This is a genomic window from Chryseobacterium sp. KCF3-3, from assembly GCF_045865955.1.
GTDB lineage: Bacteria > Bacteroidota > Bacteroidia > Flavobacteriales > Weeksellaceae > Chryseobacterium.
This window is the reverse complement of record NZ_AP035792.1, coordinates 5,554,695-5,569,431: the sequence shown is the minus strand read 5'-3', so window position 1 is coordinate 5,569,431 and position 14,737 is coordinate 5,554,695. Positions and strand designations below refer to the sequence as shown.

Sequence of the window (14,737 nt, the reverse complement as noted above, 5' to 3'; positions counted from 1 at the left end):
TCTTTTTTGGTATATAGTATTGAAAATATCTAGTATTTTCTGGCCAACAGAACGTTCAGTAAGAATGTCCCAGTCCAGTTACTGTTATTAGAACCATTATTTCCTGCAAAATCAACACGAGCCACTGATACAGTGAGACGGGTTCTTCCGGCAGTTCCGTTATTCGCAAGACTCACAAAAGACGCCGTAAATACATCCGGAAAGCTGGAGTTGTTTCCTGCTGTTAGAATAGGATACATATTGGTAACATTAAAAGGAGTACCTTGATATTCATAAACAAGAGTCATTCTACTTACATTGGTATAGGTAGAAGTATGCGCATTATCCACTGAAGATTTACTTACAATCCACCATCTGTCAGTTGCGGCACCTGAATCATAACCTGCATTAAGGTGATTAGTCCAGTCTGCAACGGCTGCTGTTCCAAGTGCGTGTGGAGGAATGAAAAGCTGTGTACCATAAATCTCTACGTTGCTGGGCTTAGGCAGAACTGTGAAAGATAAATCCCATGTTCCTCCAGAGGTGTTGCTGTTGTTTACTACTTCAGCATATGCTCCTGTGGGAATTACAAAAGATGCCACTGGGGTATTATCTATTCTTAAAGTATTTCCACTGGAAGCCTGGAGCGTTATTGCATTCGCAGAGATGTTTTTGATCTTATAAATTCTACCTGTAAAACTAGTTGTTCCTGTTCCGATCACGGGTAGGGTAAACGTAGCATCAGCTGTACCGTTATAAGTAATGTAATGATCCGTAGCCAGAATACTATAAGCTGTGGAAGTAACCTGAGTGTAGCCAGCCCTTAAGGAACCATTTACAGCAAGTGTACTGTTGGGTGTTGTGGTATTAATACCTACTTGTGCAGTTAAGGGAAGAGTTCCAAATAAAAGGATCGAGATGTATTTTTTCATATTGTATAAAATTGGGTTCAAACAAAAATATAAAAAAAAATAGCTAAAAATCACCTAAAAATGAATATTTTAAATAAATTTAATAAAAATCACTTATTGGTGATAGGAGTTATTTTCGGAAATTACTTAAATCAATCTGCAAGGGACTTCCAGGTCTTCTGTAAGATAATAGCTGGAACACAGGCGGTGATAACCATCTGCAATGATCAGCTCATTTTGCCCTCTGACCAGCAATATCGGGGAGAGCTTTTTATTTTTTTCTACTTTTTTAAGATTTTCTTTCACATGAATATTGGTTTCCGGAAGCAGGGTAAGTTTACTGGCTCTTAAAATGTCTTTTGACTTCTTTATGATAGTAGGAGCGGCCTTTAATTTTTTAACCAATTTTTGTGCTTCATCAGGTGGAAAAAGAAGCTCAAGATAGTCCTGAGCTGCAGGGAAATCATGATCTTCCGGTTCTTTCAGCCAGATATTGTCTTTGGTCAGGTGAGTTTTTTTTGCAGAAGTCTTCATAAGTGTTTATTTAAGAGATTAATAAATGTATGAAAAAATAGAACGTCTTTTAATAAATAAGTATGAATACAATTGGCTTTTTATTTTTTACCAAAAATCTTGGTATGATATATGCAAGATTCATCATGAACAGGAATGAATTTAATTAAATGATATTGAATTAATTGAAATCATTCAAAAATATGAACATTATGAAAAAGTTATTAATTTCAACAGTATTGTTACTAGGTTTATCCATGAATGTCTATGGACAAAAACGTCCGCCAGAACCACCGCATCCTTCAAAAAGTGAACTGGTCAATATTAAAATGCAAGAGCTTACCAAAAAATATAATTTGGAGAAAAAACTTATCCTTAACCATCCGCTTGCTACCAAACAGATGAAAAGAGATCAGATGAAAGCCTTAAATCAAAGATATGCTACTGAAAAACGATTGCTTAGAGAGGCTAAATAATACAGATTTTTTACAGTTATTAAAATAGGGAAAGCTGTTTTTTATATTTTAAATTTTGATAAATTTTTAATATAAACTAAAAATTATTGAAAGAGAATGCGTTTTGTGTTCTCTTTCTTTGTTTAAAATTGAATAAAATAGCTTTGTTGGTGCATTTTAAGATCAATCTGAAGAAACATAAAACATCCAATATTTTTCCTTAAATTCGCATAAAAATTTTTAAAGTAATGAATTACGATATTATTGTCATTGGAAGTGGTCCTGGTGGATATGTTACTGCGATCAGAGCAGCGCAATTAGGTTTCAAAACCGCAATTATCGAGAAAGAAAATTTAGGAGGAATTTGCCTTAACTGGGGATGTATTCCAACTAAAGCTTTATTGAAATCTGCTCAGGTTTTTCATTATATCAACCATGCTGAAGATTATGGTTTGAATAAAGTGGAGGCAAGCTTTGAATTCCCGAATGTGATTCAGAGAAGCCGTGGTGTTGCCAGCAAAATGAGCAAAGGAATCGAATTCTTGATGAAAAAGAATAAGATTGACGTAATTCTTGGTACTGCAAAAGTACAGAAAGGTAAAAAAGTTTCTGTTACAGATAAAGAAGGAAAAGTAACTGAATATACAGGTACGCACATCATTATCGCTACAGGAGCTCGTTCAAGAGAATTACCAAACTTACCGCAGGATGGTAAAAAAGTAATCGGATACAGACAGGCATTATCTCTTCCTGAGCAGCCAAAATCTATGATTGTTGTAGGTTCTGGAGCAATCGGAGTAGAATTTGCTGATTTCTATAACACAATGGGAACTAAAGTAACTGTTGTTGAATTTATGCCAAACATCGTACCTGTAGAAGACGAAGAAATCTCTAAACACTTAGAGAAATCTCTTAAAAAGACAGGAATCGAAATTATGACAAACGCTTCTGTAGAAAGTGTTGATACAAGCGGGGAAGGCGTAAAAGCTACTGTGAAAACAGCGAACGGAACCATCACTCTTGAAGCTGATATCTTATTATCTGCTGTAGGTATTGCTGCTAATATCGAGAACATCGGATTAGAAGAAGTAGGAATCCAGACAGACAAAGGAAGAGTATTGGTAAACGAATGGTACGAAACTTCAGTACCTGGTTACTATGCGATCGGAGATATCATCCCGACTCAGGCATTGGCTCACGTTGCTTCTGCAGAAGGAATCACTTGTGTTGAGAAAATCAAAGGAATGCACGTTGAGAAAATCGACTATGGCAATATTCCTGGATGTACATACTGCCACCCTGAAGTAGCTTCTGTAGGTCTTACTGAAAAGCAGGCTAAAGAAAAAGGATACGAAATTAAAGTTGGTAAATTCCCTCTTTCTGCAAGTGGTAAAGCTACTGCAAACGGAAACACGGATGGATTTATCAAAGTGATTTTTGATGCTAAATATGGTGAGTGGTTAGGATGCCACATGATCGGTGAAGGGGTAACTGATATGGTTGCTGAAGCTGTTGTAGCTAGAAAACTAGAGACTACAGGTCATGAGATCATCAAGTCTATCCACCCGCACCCAACAGTTTCTGAAGCAATTATGGAAGCTGCTGCTGCTGCTTACGGTGAAGTGATTCACATTTAATCTGAAATACAGAAATCTATATAACAAAAGCCCGGAGAAATCCGGGCTTTTTTGTTGATGCTGAGCAGAAATATGTGTAAATTAAACCTAACAGGTTTCAAAAACCTGTTAGGTTTGACACTTAATATATCTTAATTAAATAATAACCACATCGAAGTAGAGGTATCATAACTTTTTAGCTTGAATTTTTGCCCCATTATTGTAGATTTTATTAAAATAATTTTAAAATCAGCATATTTATAAAAATTAACTTAATTATATCAGCCTGTTTTCTTACATTTATTCTATGAATTTTGAGAGAGTAGGACTTGTTTTATCAGGAGGCGGTACCAAAGGAATCGCTCATGCAGGAGTATTAAAATTCTTAAGGGAAAAAGGAATCGAAGTAGATATCCTTTCCTGCTGCAGCGCAGGTTCTATTGTAGGCTGTCTGCATGCCATAGGAAAAACTCCGGAAGAAATACTGGAATTTTTCAATTCCGTGTATTTTTTCAACTGGAAACACTTTACATTCAATCAGCCTGGACTTGTATCTTCGGTAATTTTCAGAAACTATCTGAAACCTATTTTCCATGAAATGAAACTGGGTGATCTTGATATCGAAGTGAAAATTGTAGCCACAGAGCTTGTTGCCGGAACCCAGAAGATTTTTGATAAAGATTTTGAGATTGTTGATGCCATTATTGCTTCATGCTCCATTCCGGGAATCACCACTCCTTACATCATTGGAGATGAAATGTATTGTGATGGAGGAGTATTGAATAACTTCCCGGCAGATATCATCAGAGAAGATTGTGATAAGCTGATCGGTGTATTTGTATCTCCGCCCAACGAAGCAAAGATCAAGGATCTGAACTCCATTAAAGCTATCGTTTCCCGTTCTTACGACCTACTTTCCTATAGGATTGAAAAAATAAAATTTGATTACTGTGACTGGTTCATTTCTTCCCAAAAATTATCTTCCTACGGAACTTTTGAACGGAGAAAAGACAGATTGGAAGAGATCTTCAATATCGGTTACAAAGCCGCAAAAGAAAGTTACGAAGAAAGTACTTTGTTCACAGAATTAAGACAATCCGGAACATAAAAAAATCCTGTATCAATCAATACAGGATTTTTATTTTATAAGAAAGAAAAGATTTTGAGTTCTTAAACAGAAGTTATAGAATGACTATAACAACTTCCAGCTTCTATCCTCCATCTTCCAGCTTTAATTCTTCACTACATATCCGTCCTGGCGAACAATTTCACGGTCGTTAGCATCATTTACAACCAATGTATAAGGTGCTTTTTTCGGAGAATCTGTAAGATAATTTCTCCAGATCTGATAGCTGTGCCCCTCGTTACTGAAATTGATATAGTAGTTTCCTCCCGTACCATCAGGAATCAGTTCACCATCGCTGATAATCATGCTTGGCTTTGCCGTAATCTTTGCATTGGCATTCCACGACTGGTAAAGGTACTTGCCATTCGGCTGTTTGTCGATTCTGATCTTGAACTTTTTGGTTTTGATAATAACAGTCTTCGGTACCTGCTGAAGGGCAGAAGAAGTAATAAAACCGTCTGTTTTAGGAGCCGGAACTTCTTTGGCATAAGCGAAAGAAAACTGAGCTAAGCAGAAAGTCCCTAATAAAATATGCTTTATCATATTGAGTGGTTATTGGTTAATATTTCAGACTCTATCAAATATAGAGCCAATTTTCATTAAAGAGAGGGCTTATAGTTCTGAAAAAGAAGTTCTTAAGACTTTTATATATTGGTTGTTGAAAATAATGATATTGATTTTCAATTGATTACTATTTTGTTTGCGAAATAGTATCAAATTCTGAAACAACTGAATACTTTTCTTATGTACATTTGTACCATCAAAGGATCTCGTTCCTTTATTATCAAAATGAAACTAATTAACTTTAAGTTTTTTCTATTAAAAGTATCAGAAATCATCTTCACGATTTTTAATACATCTCCTCCTGTAATTTCTTAATTTTTTTCGAAAGAATTATCACATAATTCGTACTCTGTTTTTTCATACTCTGAAGAATCAGAGCGCAATCCCTGTTTTAAAATTTAATTAAAAAACAAAAACAAACTATGGAATTAGGTTTTCATGGCTGGATGATTCCGGCCGTAATGGCGCTTTTGTGCGTACTATTTTACAAATTCATTTTGAGAATTTTCTTTGGATTGATCATTGTTCCTCAGGACAAAATTGGTTTGGTGACCAAAAAATTTGTGTTGGTAGGAAAGCAGGAACTTCCGGAAGGTAGAATTATCGCCACCAACGGAGAAGCAGGTTTTCAGGCTCAGACATTAGCTCCGGGAGTATATTTTGGAAAATGGATCTGGCAATATTCTATCGATTTTCAACCTTTTACAGTGATTCCGACTGGAAAGATAGGTTTACTGCTGGCAAAAGATGGGATAGAACTGGAAACAGGAAGAATTTTAGCCAGAAAAGTGAACTGCGATTCTTTTCAGGATGCAGAAGCCTTTTTAAAAAATGGAGGAAGAAAAGGTCGTCAGACTGCAATTATTGCCCCGGGATCGTACAGAATCAATACCTTATTGTTTGAAATAGAATTAACGGATATGACTCAAATTCCTGACAATGCAGTCGGAATTATCACCACAATGGAAGGAAGTCCTTTGGAAGAAGGTCAGATCGCAGGTAAAATTATCAATGATCATAATAAGTTTCAGGATGTAGATACTTTTTTAAATAATGGAGGATATAAAGGTCTTCAGGAACAGGTGATTCTGGCAGGTTCCTATTTTCTGAATCCCTGGTTTACAAAAGTTGAAATGGTAAAAATGACGGAAATTCCGATTGGCCATGTTGGCGTCATTATCAGCTATGTAGGTGAAGAGGGAAAAGACCTCAGCGGCGTTGATTTTAAACATGGAAATATCGTTGAGAAAGGTCATAAAGGCGTTTGGGCAGAACCCATTGGTCCCGGAAAATATCCTATTAATCCTTATATCATGAAGGTTGAGCTTGTTCCTACCACTAACTTGGTATTGAACTGGGCTTATGAAAGAAGCGAATCACATCAACTCGACAAAAATCTTTCAACGATTACCGTACGAAGCAAAGACGGTTTCCCTTTCAATCTTGATGTTTCCCAAATTATTCATATTCCTACTTATGAAGCTCCAAAAGTAATTGCCCGTTTCGGGAATATGATCAATCTTGTGAGCCAGGTTTTAGAGCCGACGATTGGGAATTATTTCAGAAACTCAGCGCAGGATAGTGATGTGATTGCCTTTTTAGGAACCCGAAAAGAAAGACAACAGTCGGCAAAAGAACACATCAGCAGTGTTTTGGAACAATATAACGTGAATGCTGTTGATACTTTGATTGGAGCTATTGTTCCACCGGAAAGTTTAATGAAGACTTTAACAGACAGAAAACTGGCGGAAGAGCAGAAGATTACTTATGAAACTGAAATGCTGGCTCAGGAAACCCGTCAGGCACTGGAAAAAGAAACGGCTGTTGCGGATATGCAGAAAGAAATTGTAAAAGCAGATCAGGGTGTTGTGATTGCAGAAAGAATAGCGGATGCATCGGTGAAAAAAGCAACCGGAGATGCTAATTCTGTAAGGCTGCAGGCGAATGCAGAAGGAGACCGATTGAAACTGTTGGCAACCGGAGAAGCAGAGAAAACAAGACTTCTCGCAAAAGCTGAAGCAGAAAAAATAGAGTTGCTGGCTAAAGCAAGTGCTGAGCAGATTTCATTGACTGGTAATGCTGAAGCAGAAAAAATTCTGGCCATCGGTAAATCTAATGCAGAATCTTACAAACTGTCTGTAGAAGCAATGGGCGGAAATAATTTTACCCAATTAAAAATCATGGAAAATATAGCGAGTCAGAATGTAAGAATAATGCCTGAAGTATTAATCGGAGGAAACGGTGATTCAGCGAATGGAGGAATCAGCGGGCTTTTGGGACTTCAGCTGTTGGAACAGGTTCAGAAGAAAAATATTGAAACAGTTGCTGCTACTGAAGAGAAGACAGATAACAACTCTTAACTTAATTGACAAATAACTTAAACTTAATTCAAATTTAGAATTTTTAAAATGATTTATATCGTTCAGATCATTATAGCATTACTGATTATTAGTTTTTTTGTTTTCTCCATTATTGAAATCTATTGTGAAATTATAAAAAAAAGTTCTTGGGCCTTTTTAGGTATGCTTATTAGCTTGATTTTATTTTTTTTAATGATTACAGTACGCAATCATTTGGTTAAAAATGAACTTGTAGAAAATATAAATGCTTCAAAAATAGAACAGAGTAATTCCTCTTTTTCAAAAAAAGTATTGTCCAATATTCATATTGTAAGTGAGAAAATGAGAGTTGTTGATAAAGATATTTATATTGTGCTTATGCCTCAAAAAGATACACTTTACATGAACCAGGATTTTCATAACAAGAATAAATTCTGGGTTCACTATAAAAAATATGAGATTTTAAAATTTACAGCACCTGTAGGATATATCATTAAAAACTAAAAAAATCGCCCGAAAAACTTTCGGGCGATTTCTTAATTATAATAATTTGTTTTATTTAAAATAAATTTAGAAAATAATATGAAGTGATTATTTAAATATTTCTTTGAACTCATCAGTATAAGATAACTTTTCATAACCTAAATACTTAAAATTTCCTTGAATGTAATTTTTTACCTGAAAATAATTTTTATGATAGAATTGCGATATTTTTACAACTTTATTTCCTTCTTTATACAAATAAAGATATTCGTAAGTTCCTCCTTTACCTGTCAAATGGCTAAATTTCCAACCTTCAATTTCAGAAATTTTATAAGTTTTAGTTAGAAGTCCAAAAAACCTTTTAGCAACAATATCATTTTTGTTGATTGTTACGCTGATACATTTTGTTCTTACTTCTCCAAATACTATTAGAAATGAAAAAATAAGTATACTTGGGATAAATATTCTTGGAAATAAGGGTGTACTATAATTTTTTGTAGTAAAAATAGCGGGGATAACTAATATAATAACATAGAAAAGAGGAATTAACAATAAAGCTGGTAAAAATGCTTTAAAAGTAAATTTTGTCTTCATAATTACAAAATAAAACTCTTAATTTAGTTTTCAACCTTAACCTCAAAATTCTGCGTATAACTTGCAAAAGCATCTTCCAGGCTTTCAAATTTGCCTTTAAATTCGTCAATTGGGCAATCCTGAAGAATATTTCCTTTATGGATCAGAATGACTCTTGAGCAAAGCGCTTCCACTTCCTGCATGATGTGGGTAGATAGTAAAACAGTCTTTTGCTGTCCGATTTCTTTTACCACATTACGGATTTCAATGATTTGATTAGGATCCAGACCGTTGGTAGGCTCATCCAGAATCAGTAAATCCGGCTGATGAATAATGGCCTGTGCAAGCCCTACACGTTGTTTGTATCCTTTAGATAACTGTCCGATCTTTTTGGTTTTTTCGGGAGTAATTCCTACCAGTTCGATGACCTCATCTACTCTGGACTCAGAGATTTTATGGATGTTGGCAACAAACTGAAGGTATTCTTTCACATACATCTCCAGATAAAGCGGATTATTCTCCGGAAGAAAACCGATTTTCTTTTTGCTTTCAATCTCATGATCTGAGATATTCATACCATTGAAAATAATTTCTCCCTGATCAATTTTCAGTGCACCGACAATAGATTTCATCAGGGTAGATTTTCCGGCACCGTTTGGGCCAAGAAGACCAATGATCTCATTTTTATCAATAGAAATGTTGATATTGTCAAGGGCAGTCTGCTCACCAAATTTTTTGGTTAAATTGATTATCTGAAGCGGCATAAGTTTTACTATCTTTTTGCAAAAATAAAATAAAAAAACTCATCCGATAGAATGAGTTTCGCAATATTTATAAAATATAATTATTTTCTTGATTTTTTCTTGGCTCCGCCTGATGCAGGAGTTGCTGTAGAGGCTGTATTTGTGGCTCCTTTATTACCCGTTGGGTTTATCGTAGCAGGTTTATCATACATAGCATACTTTCCATTGGTTCTTCCAAAGATTTTTTCCACCTGTTTTTGGTTTAAAAACTGGGATTTTCCAATGTATTTTCTGTTTTTGTTGATCACCTGGATAAACTGCATGGTTTGTTGACCATAGTTTTTTTCATAATGAAGTTCTATGATATCATTGGGCAGTTCCAATACAACATTTTCTTCTGGAGTGGAAACAAAACCATCCATAATAAGTTTATATAATCCGGCTACATCTCCATTAAGATTCTGGAATGAAAAAGATCGGATTGTGTTCAGGTTGCTGGTGTTCAGATCCTGGTAATTGATTGTAAATTTATCTTCCTTTTTATAGAGACCAACGGAATTATCTTTACCAATTTCCACCAAACTTTCATTTTTCAACACTTTGATCTGTGAGAAAACTGAAATACCGAACATACATGTAATAAGTAGAATTATTTTTCTCATGGAATGAATTTTAATGTTTTATAACTTGGTGCACATAAAGTTACTCATAAAAAAGCTAAAAAACAATTTTATTCGTTAAAGCAAAAGTAACACTTTTTTTTAATATTTATACGTGATCATCTGCTGATGCTATGGATTTCATTGTTTATATAAAAGTTTGGTAATCATGAGATTAATTCTCTTTTATTACAGTGCTGTGATGTCTGTTTGAGATAGGTTTTTGATTGTTGGAAAGATGTAATGCATTGAAAAACAGATTGAAAATCCTTTAAGTAAGATTGAACTAAAAATTAATTTAAAATAAATGTTAAAAATGTAATTTTATGATTTAAAATTAAAGAACTTATCACAATTTGTTTTTTGAAAAAGTGGCTATAAAGGAATCGAACTCCTGTCTGTAGCTTCTTCCAACAGGGATCTGATGCTTACTGACAATCAGTTCGTTATTGCTAAAGGCAGTTACGAAAGCAGCATTAATGATAAAAGATCGGTGGATTCTTACAAAGCCTTTACCAGATAAGATTTTCTCAATATCTGTTATTTTACTTTTTGAAATAAAGCTTTCCTGGGTTGCTAATACCACTTTGATATCATTTCCCTGGCTTTCAAAATAGAGGATCTCTGAAAGGGAAAGCTTGCGGTGCATTCCTTCTGTTTTAATGATAATAAAGTCTTCTTTATTGCCGTCCGCATTTCTCAATATACGTTCTACAGCTTTGAAAAAACGTTCGAAGGTAATGGGCTTCAGGAGATAATCTACAGCTTCAAGTTCAAAACCTTCAATAGCGAAATCCCGATAGGCAGTGGTGAAAATAGTTTTCGGTTTTTGAGGTAAGGACTTCAGAAAATCAATTCCATTGAGGTGAGGCATCTGAATATCCAGAAACATCAGATCAACGGACTGATTTTGCAGTATTTTATAGGCCTGCATTGCATTTTGAGCTTTTCCTGTAAGCTTCAAATCCTCAATTTTTGAGATATGATTTTCCAGTAATGATGCAGCTAAAGGTTCGTCATCTACAATAATACAGTTAATCATAATGGGAAGGTGTTGTTATTTCTACTTTAAAAATATTGTTTTCCTTTAACATTCGAAAGCTAAAATGCTCCTGATAATGATATTGAAGCTGCCTTTGTATGTTCTGGAGTCCTATTCCTTTTTCATGATTTGTCGGGTGGTCCGAAAAAGTATTTTCAATGGTAAAAACAGAATACTGTTGATTCGTTTTGATCTCAATCCTTATTTCTGTGGTCTCCGAACTTTTTCCGGCGCCGTGTTTAAAAGCATTTTCTACCAGAGTAAGATACAGCAGTGGCGGAATGGTATTGGGAGAATGGATGGTAATATATTTCTGAATTTTTAACCTTTCCTCATGATATCTGAGGCTTTCCAAAGCAATATATTGGTCTATAATATCCAGTTCATCAGAAACCTGCACCCATTTCTTCTGACCTTTGTATAAAATATAATCCAGAATATCCGAAAGTTGACTGATGGATTGGGAAGTTTTTTCGGAATGGCTGATGGACAGAGAATAGATATTATTCAGGGTATTAAAAAGAAAATGAGGATTGAGCTGAGATTTGAGAGATTGAAGTTCCAGCTCCGTCTTTTCCTTCTGCAGTTTGAGAGTACGTTCTTTTTCGTCCTTATACCGTATGATAAACATGATTGAAGTAAAGATAAAGGAACCACTGATAATCGGAAAAGTGTAATGAAGCAGCAGGTAAGGAATATCTGTAAAAATATCAAAAGGACTGTCTTTTAGTTCATTGATGAATAGAGGTTCTGCAATATAAACGATAAAAAAACGGTTAATGACAGAAATAATATAAAGGCTGAGAAGAATAGACAGGATTAATTCAATATACTTTTTCTGATCAAAAAAATTGCGGATCAATACAAAATAAATAAAATTGGCTCCTGCAATCTGGAAAATCCAGTGACAAAAATTATAAATAATCAACTCTTTGGAAGCTTCACCATCATATTCTCCATACATTCTCACTGTTCCGAATAAAAATAAAGCCGTCCAGAAGAGCAGCTGGAAGTATAGATTTTGTCTGATCTGAATTTCTGACAGAGTTTTCATCATCCCCAAAAATATAAAATCTTAAGTAACCTTAGGAAAATGTTATGCTAATGGTTTTAAAATAATGACAGACTACATTATTCACGGTATAAACTGCATATTTTGTCGTTTATCTTGAATAGGCAGTTGTCCGGATTCTATGCCAGAAATAAGTCTGGAATTCATCCACATTTGCATAAAAAAATAATGAAGGAACATTCAGAAAGGCTTTATGGGTTAGATCATCTCAGAGCGATTGCAATTTTATTAGTGCTCATGTATCATTACCGGGCATTCAAACATCCTGACTGGATAGACAGTATCGGAAGGTTTGGCTGGACGGGAGTAGATCTGTTCTTTGTTTTAAGCGGTTTCCTGATCTCAGGACAATTGTTCAGAGAAATAAAGAATAAAGGAAATATCAGTCTGAAAGCATTTTATATAAAACGGTTTTTCAGGATTTTTCCGGCTTACTTTTTTACGCTTTTCCTTTATTTTACATTCCCTTTTTTTCGGGAGCGTGAAGCTTTATCTCCGTTATGGAAGTTTGTTACTTTTACCCAAAACTATGGATTGGATGTTATCAACCGTGGAACCTTTTCCCATGCATGGTCTTTATGTATCGAAGAGCAGTTTTATCTTATTCTTCCCTTGTTTCTCTTAATTTTAATCCCTGCAAAACTTTTCAAACATCTGGCAGTTCTGATGATAGCTGTTATTGGATTTTCTATGATAGCCAGAATGATGACATGGAATGAATATATCACAGGGCTGGATACAGCTTCCGCTGATTTCTGGAAACTATGGTATATGAAAATATATTACCCCACTCATACAAGGTTGGATGGTTTGGGGATAGGTGTTTTGATAGGATATTTAATGCAGTATTCATCACAATTCAAAAAAATAGTGAATAACAACGGGAACAGACTTTTCTTTGTAGGAATTATCCTGTTGGGAATTTCTTTCTGGGTGTGTAATGAGCAGGCTTCAAAAACAGCTTCCATATTCGGGTTTACATTGGTAGCTATAAGTTTTGGAATTATTCTTATGGCTGCAGTTTCCCAATCATCTTTCCTGTATCGGACAAAATCTTATCTCACTGCTCAACTGGCAGCTTTATCCTATGCTGTTTATCTTTCACATAAAGGAATTATTCATCTCGTGCAGGAAGATCTTGATTATTTTAAATTTGAAACATCAGATAATATAAGTCTTATGGTTTGTCTTTTTGCCTGTATACTTGGAGGCTTATTCTACAGGTTTGTGATAGAAAAACCTTTTTCTGTAATTAAAATGAAAGTTTTGAAAAGAATTGTATAATATCTACCACCTTCAGGATAGATTTTCAAAAATTGAAAAAGTAGTATCCTTGCTAAAAATCTTTGATTTTTTTTGCGCCTTAAAAAATATAATATTAAAAGAACTTTGCGCCTTTGCGATTTTCCCCAAAAACATAAATACAAAAGGTTTTGTTGGAAAATCGCAAAGGCGCAAAATAGTATGAAAAGTTCTGCTATAAGGCGCAAAGATTTTATCTGCGATAAAATTGAATGCTGTGTATTTTAAAAGGTTTTGGTGGATACTTTTTAATAGTTTGGGGTTTATTTAGCCGTGATTGCCTTCAGAATAGCATTTTTTATTGCAGCTTCTTTGAAACTCCAGTATTCACTGCTTTTAGGCATCTGATTTTCGAGGATGATCAAAGTGGTATCTGTGGAAGGAAAGTAGGCATTAAGACAGGTAAACCCATCACCAAGGCCAGTCACTGCAAAATAATCCAGACCTGCTTCTTTGATGAACCTTACATTATACCCGAATCCCATGCTTTCTTTTCCAAATACATCATGTTGAGAACGGGTAGAAGGAGTCATCATTTGTTTTTGAAATTCAGGAGATAACAATTTTCCTTTAAATAATGCCTGATCCCATTTTGCCAGATCCTGTACGGTAGAAATAATTCCTGCAGCAGGAACGATATCTTCATTCAGAAAAGACTCTTTCACTTTTTCAAACTGATTGTTTTCATTCATATAACCGGGAACGAGAGATTGATTATTCTTTGGGTTATAAACAAAAGTCTGATCCATTCTTAGTTTTTTGAAAAGAGAATTGGCAAGTTCCGTGAAACTTTTTCCTGTTGTATTTTTAAGAATTTCTCCAAGCATCATGTAAGAGAGGTTACCATATTTAAACTGAGAACCGGCTTTGAAAGCAGAGGGTTTTTCCAGTTTGGTAATTCCGTGAGTATGGTTCAGGAGATGGTGGATTGTTACTGTATCTGCCCAGGTTTGGGTAAGAGCAGGAAGGTATTTTTTGATAGGAGTATGAAGATCCAGCTTTCCCTGTTCGGCAGCCTGTAGAACTAAAACAGCGGTCACCTGCTTAGAGTTTGACATGATTTCAAACTGATCATCTGTTTTCAAAGGAATCTTTTTTTCAAAATCCTTATAACCGTTGGATTTCAGATATTGTACTTTTCCTTTCTGAGCGACCAAAACAACGCCATTGAACTTTATGGGGCTGGAAGCCGTGATAATACTGTCAATTTTCTGAGCATACGTGTTTTTTTTCTGAGCTGAAGCGGTAAAAGATAGCAAGGTAAAAGATATACCGGTGAAAAATAATTGTGTTTTGGTCATTATTAATGTTTTATAGCTGAAAATTGAGATGGGGAATGAAAACTATTCTCATTGAAATC

At 34.9% G+C, this 14,737-nt stretch carries 15 protein-coding genes; 6 read left to right on the top strand and 9 right to left on the bottom strand.

The window, feature by feature from the left end; all coding sequences use genetic code 11:
- Positions 1-29: 29 nt before the first annotated feature.
- Together ACKTTZ_RS24720 and ACKTTZ_RS24715 are read right to left on the bottom strand one after the other, a co-directional pair.
- Positions 30-911 (bottom strand): hypothetical protein, encoded by an 882-nt coding sequence (locus ACKTTZ_RS24720; protein ID WP_034696394.1) that lies wholly within the window; start codon positions 909-911, stop codon positions 30-32.
- Between the two features lie 126 nt (positions 912-1,037).
- The gene (locus ACKTTZ_RS24715) at positions 1,038-1,424 is read right to left on the bottom strand and encodes a hypothetical protein (RefSeq protein WP_034696395.1); all 387 of its coding nucleotides are present in this window, start codon (positions 1,422-1,424) and stop codon (positions 1,038-1,040) included.
- A 191-nt stretch (positions 1,425-1,615) separates the two neighbouring features.
- Between ACKTTZ_RS24715 and ACKTTZ_RS24710 the strand changes: the two genes are divergently transcribed.
- The 3 genes from ACKTTZ_RS24710 (at position 1,616) to ACKTTZ_RS24700 (ending at position 4,582) form a co-directional block, all read left to right on the top strand.
- On the top strand, positions 1,616-1,879 hold the full coding sequence (locus tag ACKTTZ_RS24710; RefSeq protein WP_253318179.1) for a hypothetical protein: 264 nt from the start codon (positions 1,616-1,618) through the stop codon (positions 1,877-1,879).
- Positions 1,880-2,106: 227 nt separating this feature from the next.
- On the top strand, positions 2,107-3,495 hold the full coding sequence (gene lpdA, locus ACKTTZ_RS24705) for a dihydrolipoyl dehydrogenase (protein ID WP_034696399.1): 1,389 nt from the start codon (positions 2,107-2,109) through the stop codon (positions 3,493-3,495).
- 286 nt (positions 3,496-3,781) lie between these two features.
- Positions 3,782-4,582, top strand: coding sequence for a patatin-like phospholipase family protein (locus ACKTTZ_RS24700; RefSeq protein ID WP_034696400.1), 801 nt, complete (start codon positions 3,782-3,784; stop codon positions 4,580-4,582).
- Positions 4,583-4,705: 123 nt separating this feature from the next.
- On the opposite strand, the gene ACKTTZ_RS24695 is transcribed toward ACKTTZ_RS24700, so the two are convergent.
- Complete coding sequence (locus ACKTTZ_RS24695) at positions 4,706-5,143, bottom strand: hypothetical protein (RefSeq protein ID WP_034696401.1); 438 nt, start codon at positions 5,141-5,143, stop codon at positions 4,706-4,708.
- 443 nt (positions 5,144-5,586) lie between these two features.
- On the opposite strand from ACKTTZ_RS24695, the gene ACKTTZ_RS24690 reads away from it, so the two are divergent.
- Positions 5,587-7,524 carry an SPFH domain-containing protein gene (locus ACKTTZ_RS24690; protein ID WP_407846875.1) on the top strand — a complete coding sequence of 646 codons (1,938 nt, stop codon included), beginning with the start codon at positions 5,587-5,589 and terminating at the stop codon, positions 7,522-7,524.
- A 48-nt stretch (positions 7,525-7,572) separates the two neighbouring features.
- Positions 7,573-8,007: a hypothetical protein gene (locus ACKTTZ_RS24685; protein WP_407846874.1), complete on the top strand. Its 435-nt coding sequence runs from the start codon at positions 7,573-7,575 to the stop codon at positions 8,005-8,007.
- Positions 8,008-8,094: 87 nt separating this feature from the next.
- Here the strand turns inward: ACKTTZ_RS24685 and ACKTTZ_RS24680 are convergent, their stop codons facing one another.
- The 5 genes from ACKTTZ_RS24680 to ACKTTZ_RS24660 all read right to left on the bottom strand — a co-directional run bounded on the left by ACKTTZ_RS24680 (position 8,095) and on the right by ACKTTZ_RS24660 (position 12,060).
- Positions 8,095-8,580: a hypothetical protein gene (locus tag ACKTTZ_RS24680; RefSeq protein ID WP_407846873.1), complete on the bottom strand. Its 486-nt coding sequence runs from the start codon at positions 8,578-8,580 to the stop codon at positions 8,095-8,097.
- Positions 8,581-8,603: 23 nt separating this feature from the next.
- On the bottom strand, positions 8,604-9,323 hold the full coding sequence (locus tag ACKTTZ_RS24675) for an ABC transporter ATP-binding protein (protein ID WP_407846872.1): 720 nt from the start codon (positions 9,321-9,323) through the stop codon (positions 8,604-8,606).
- Positions 9,324-9,403: 80 nt separating this feature from the next.
- The gene (locus tag ACKTTZ_RS24670) at positions 9,404-9,964 is read right to left on the bottom strand and encodes a hypothetical protein (RefSeq protein WP_034696405.1); all 561 of its coding nucleotides are present in this window, start codon (positions 9,962-9,964) and stop codon (positions 9,404-9,406) included.
- A gap of 346 nt (positions 9,965-10,310) precedes the next feature.
- The gene (locus tag ACKTTZ_RS24665; protein WP_051934354.1) at positions 10,311-11,003 is read right to left on the bottom strand and encodes a LytTR family DNA-binding domain-containing protein; all 693 of its coding nucleotides are present in this window, start codon (positions 11,001-11,003) and stop codon (positions 10,311-10,313) included.
- Positions 10,996-12,060, bottom strand: coding sequence for a sensor histidine kinase (locus tag ACKTTZ_RS24660; RefSeq protein ID WP_253317766.1), 1,065 nt, complete (start codon positions 12,058-12,060; stop codon positions 10,996-10,998). Before ACKTTZ_RS24660 ends, ACKTTZ_RS24665 begins: the two co-directional genes overlap by 8 nt.
- Before the next feature lie 183 nt (positions 12,061-12,243).
- On the opposite strand from ACKTTZ_RS24660, the gene ACKTTZ_RS24655 reads away from it, so the two are divergent.
- On the top strand, positions 12,244-13,359 hold the full coding sequence (locus tag ACKTTZ_RS24655) for an acyltransferase family protein (protein ID WP_407846871.1): 1,116 nt from the start codon (positions 12,244-12,246) through the stop codon (positions 13,357-13,359).
- Between the two features lie 281 nt (positions 13,360-13,640).
- On the opposite strand, the gene ACKTTZ_RS24650 is transcribed toward ACKTTZ_RS24655, so the two are convergent.
- On the bottom strand, positions 13,641-14,678 hold the full coding sequence (locus ACKTTZ_RS24650) for a serine hydrolase domain-containing protein (protein ID WP_407846870.1): 1,038 nt from the start codon (positions 14,676-14,678) through the stop codon (positions 13,641-13,643).
- Between the last annotated feature and the right edge of the window lie 59 nt (positions 14,679-14,737).

Excerpts from the sequence above, each read along its gene's own strand:
- ACKTTZ_RS24720 (WP_034696394.1), bottom strand. The coding sequence starts at position 911 with ATGAAAAAATACATCTCGATCCTTTTATTTGGAACTCTTCCCTTAACT.
- ACKTTZ_RS24715 (WP_034696395.1), bottom strand. The coding sequence starts at position 1,424 with ATGAAGACTTCTGCAAAAAAAACTCACCTGACCAAAGACAATATCTGG.
- ACKTTZ_RS24710 (WP_253318179.1), top strand. The coding sequence starts at position 1,616 with ATGAAAAAGTTATTAATTTCAACAGTATTGTTACTAGGTTTATCCATG.
- lpdA (WP_034696399.1), top strand. The coding sequence starts at position 2,107 with ATGAATTACGATATTATTGTCATTGGAAGTGGTCCTGGTGGATATGTT.
- ACKTTZ_RS24700 (WP_034696400.1), top strand. The coding sequence starts at position 3,782 with ATGAATTTTGAGAGAGTAGGACTTGTTTTATCAGGAGGCGGTACCAAA.
- ACKTTZ_RS24695 (WP_034696401.1), bottom strand. The coding sequence starts at position 5,143 with ATGATAAAGCATATTTTATTAGGGACTTTCTGCTTAGCTCAGTTTTCT.
- ACKTTZ_RS24690 (WP_407846875.1), top strand. The coding sequence starts at position 5,587 with ATGGAATTAGGTTTTCATGGCTGGATGATTCCGGCCGTAATGGCGCTT.
- ACKTTZ_RS24685 (WP_407846874.1), top strand. The coding sequence starts at position 7,573 with ATGATTTATATCGTTCAGATCATTATAGCATTACTGATTATTAGTTTT.
- ACKTTZ_RS24680 (WP_407846873.1), bottom strand. The coding sequence starts at position 8,580 with ATGAAGACAAAATTTACTTTTAAAGCATTTTTACCAGCTTTATTGTTA.
- ACKTTZ_RS24675 (WP_407846872.1), bottom strand. The coding sequence starts at position 9,323 with ATGCCGCTTCAGATAATCAATTTAACCAAAAAATTTGGTGAGCAGACT.
- ACKTTZ_RS24670 (WP_034696405.1), bottom strand. The coding sequence starts at position 9,964 with ATGAGAAAAATAATTCTACTTATTACATGTATGTTCGGTATTTCAGTT.
- ACKTTZ_RS24665 (WP_051934354.1), bottom strand. The coding sequence starts at position 11,003 with ATGATTAACTGTATTATTGTAGATGACGAACCTTTAGCTGCATCATTA.
- ACKTTZ_RS24660 (WP_253317766.1), bottom strand. The coding sequence starts at position 12,060 with ATGATGAAAACTCTGTCAGAAATTCAGATCAGACAAAATCTATACTTC.
- ACKTTZ_RS24655 (WP_407846871.1), top strand. The coding sequence starts at position 12,244 with ATGAAGGAACATTCAGAAAGGCTTTATGGGTTAGATCATCTCAGAGCG.
- ACKTTZ_RS24650 (WP_407846870.1), bottom strand. The coding sequence starts at position 14,678 with ATGACCAAAACACAATTATTTTTCACCGGTATATCTTTTACCTTGCTA.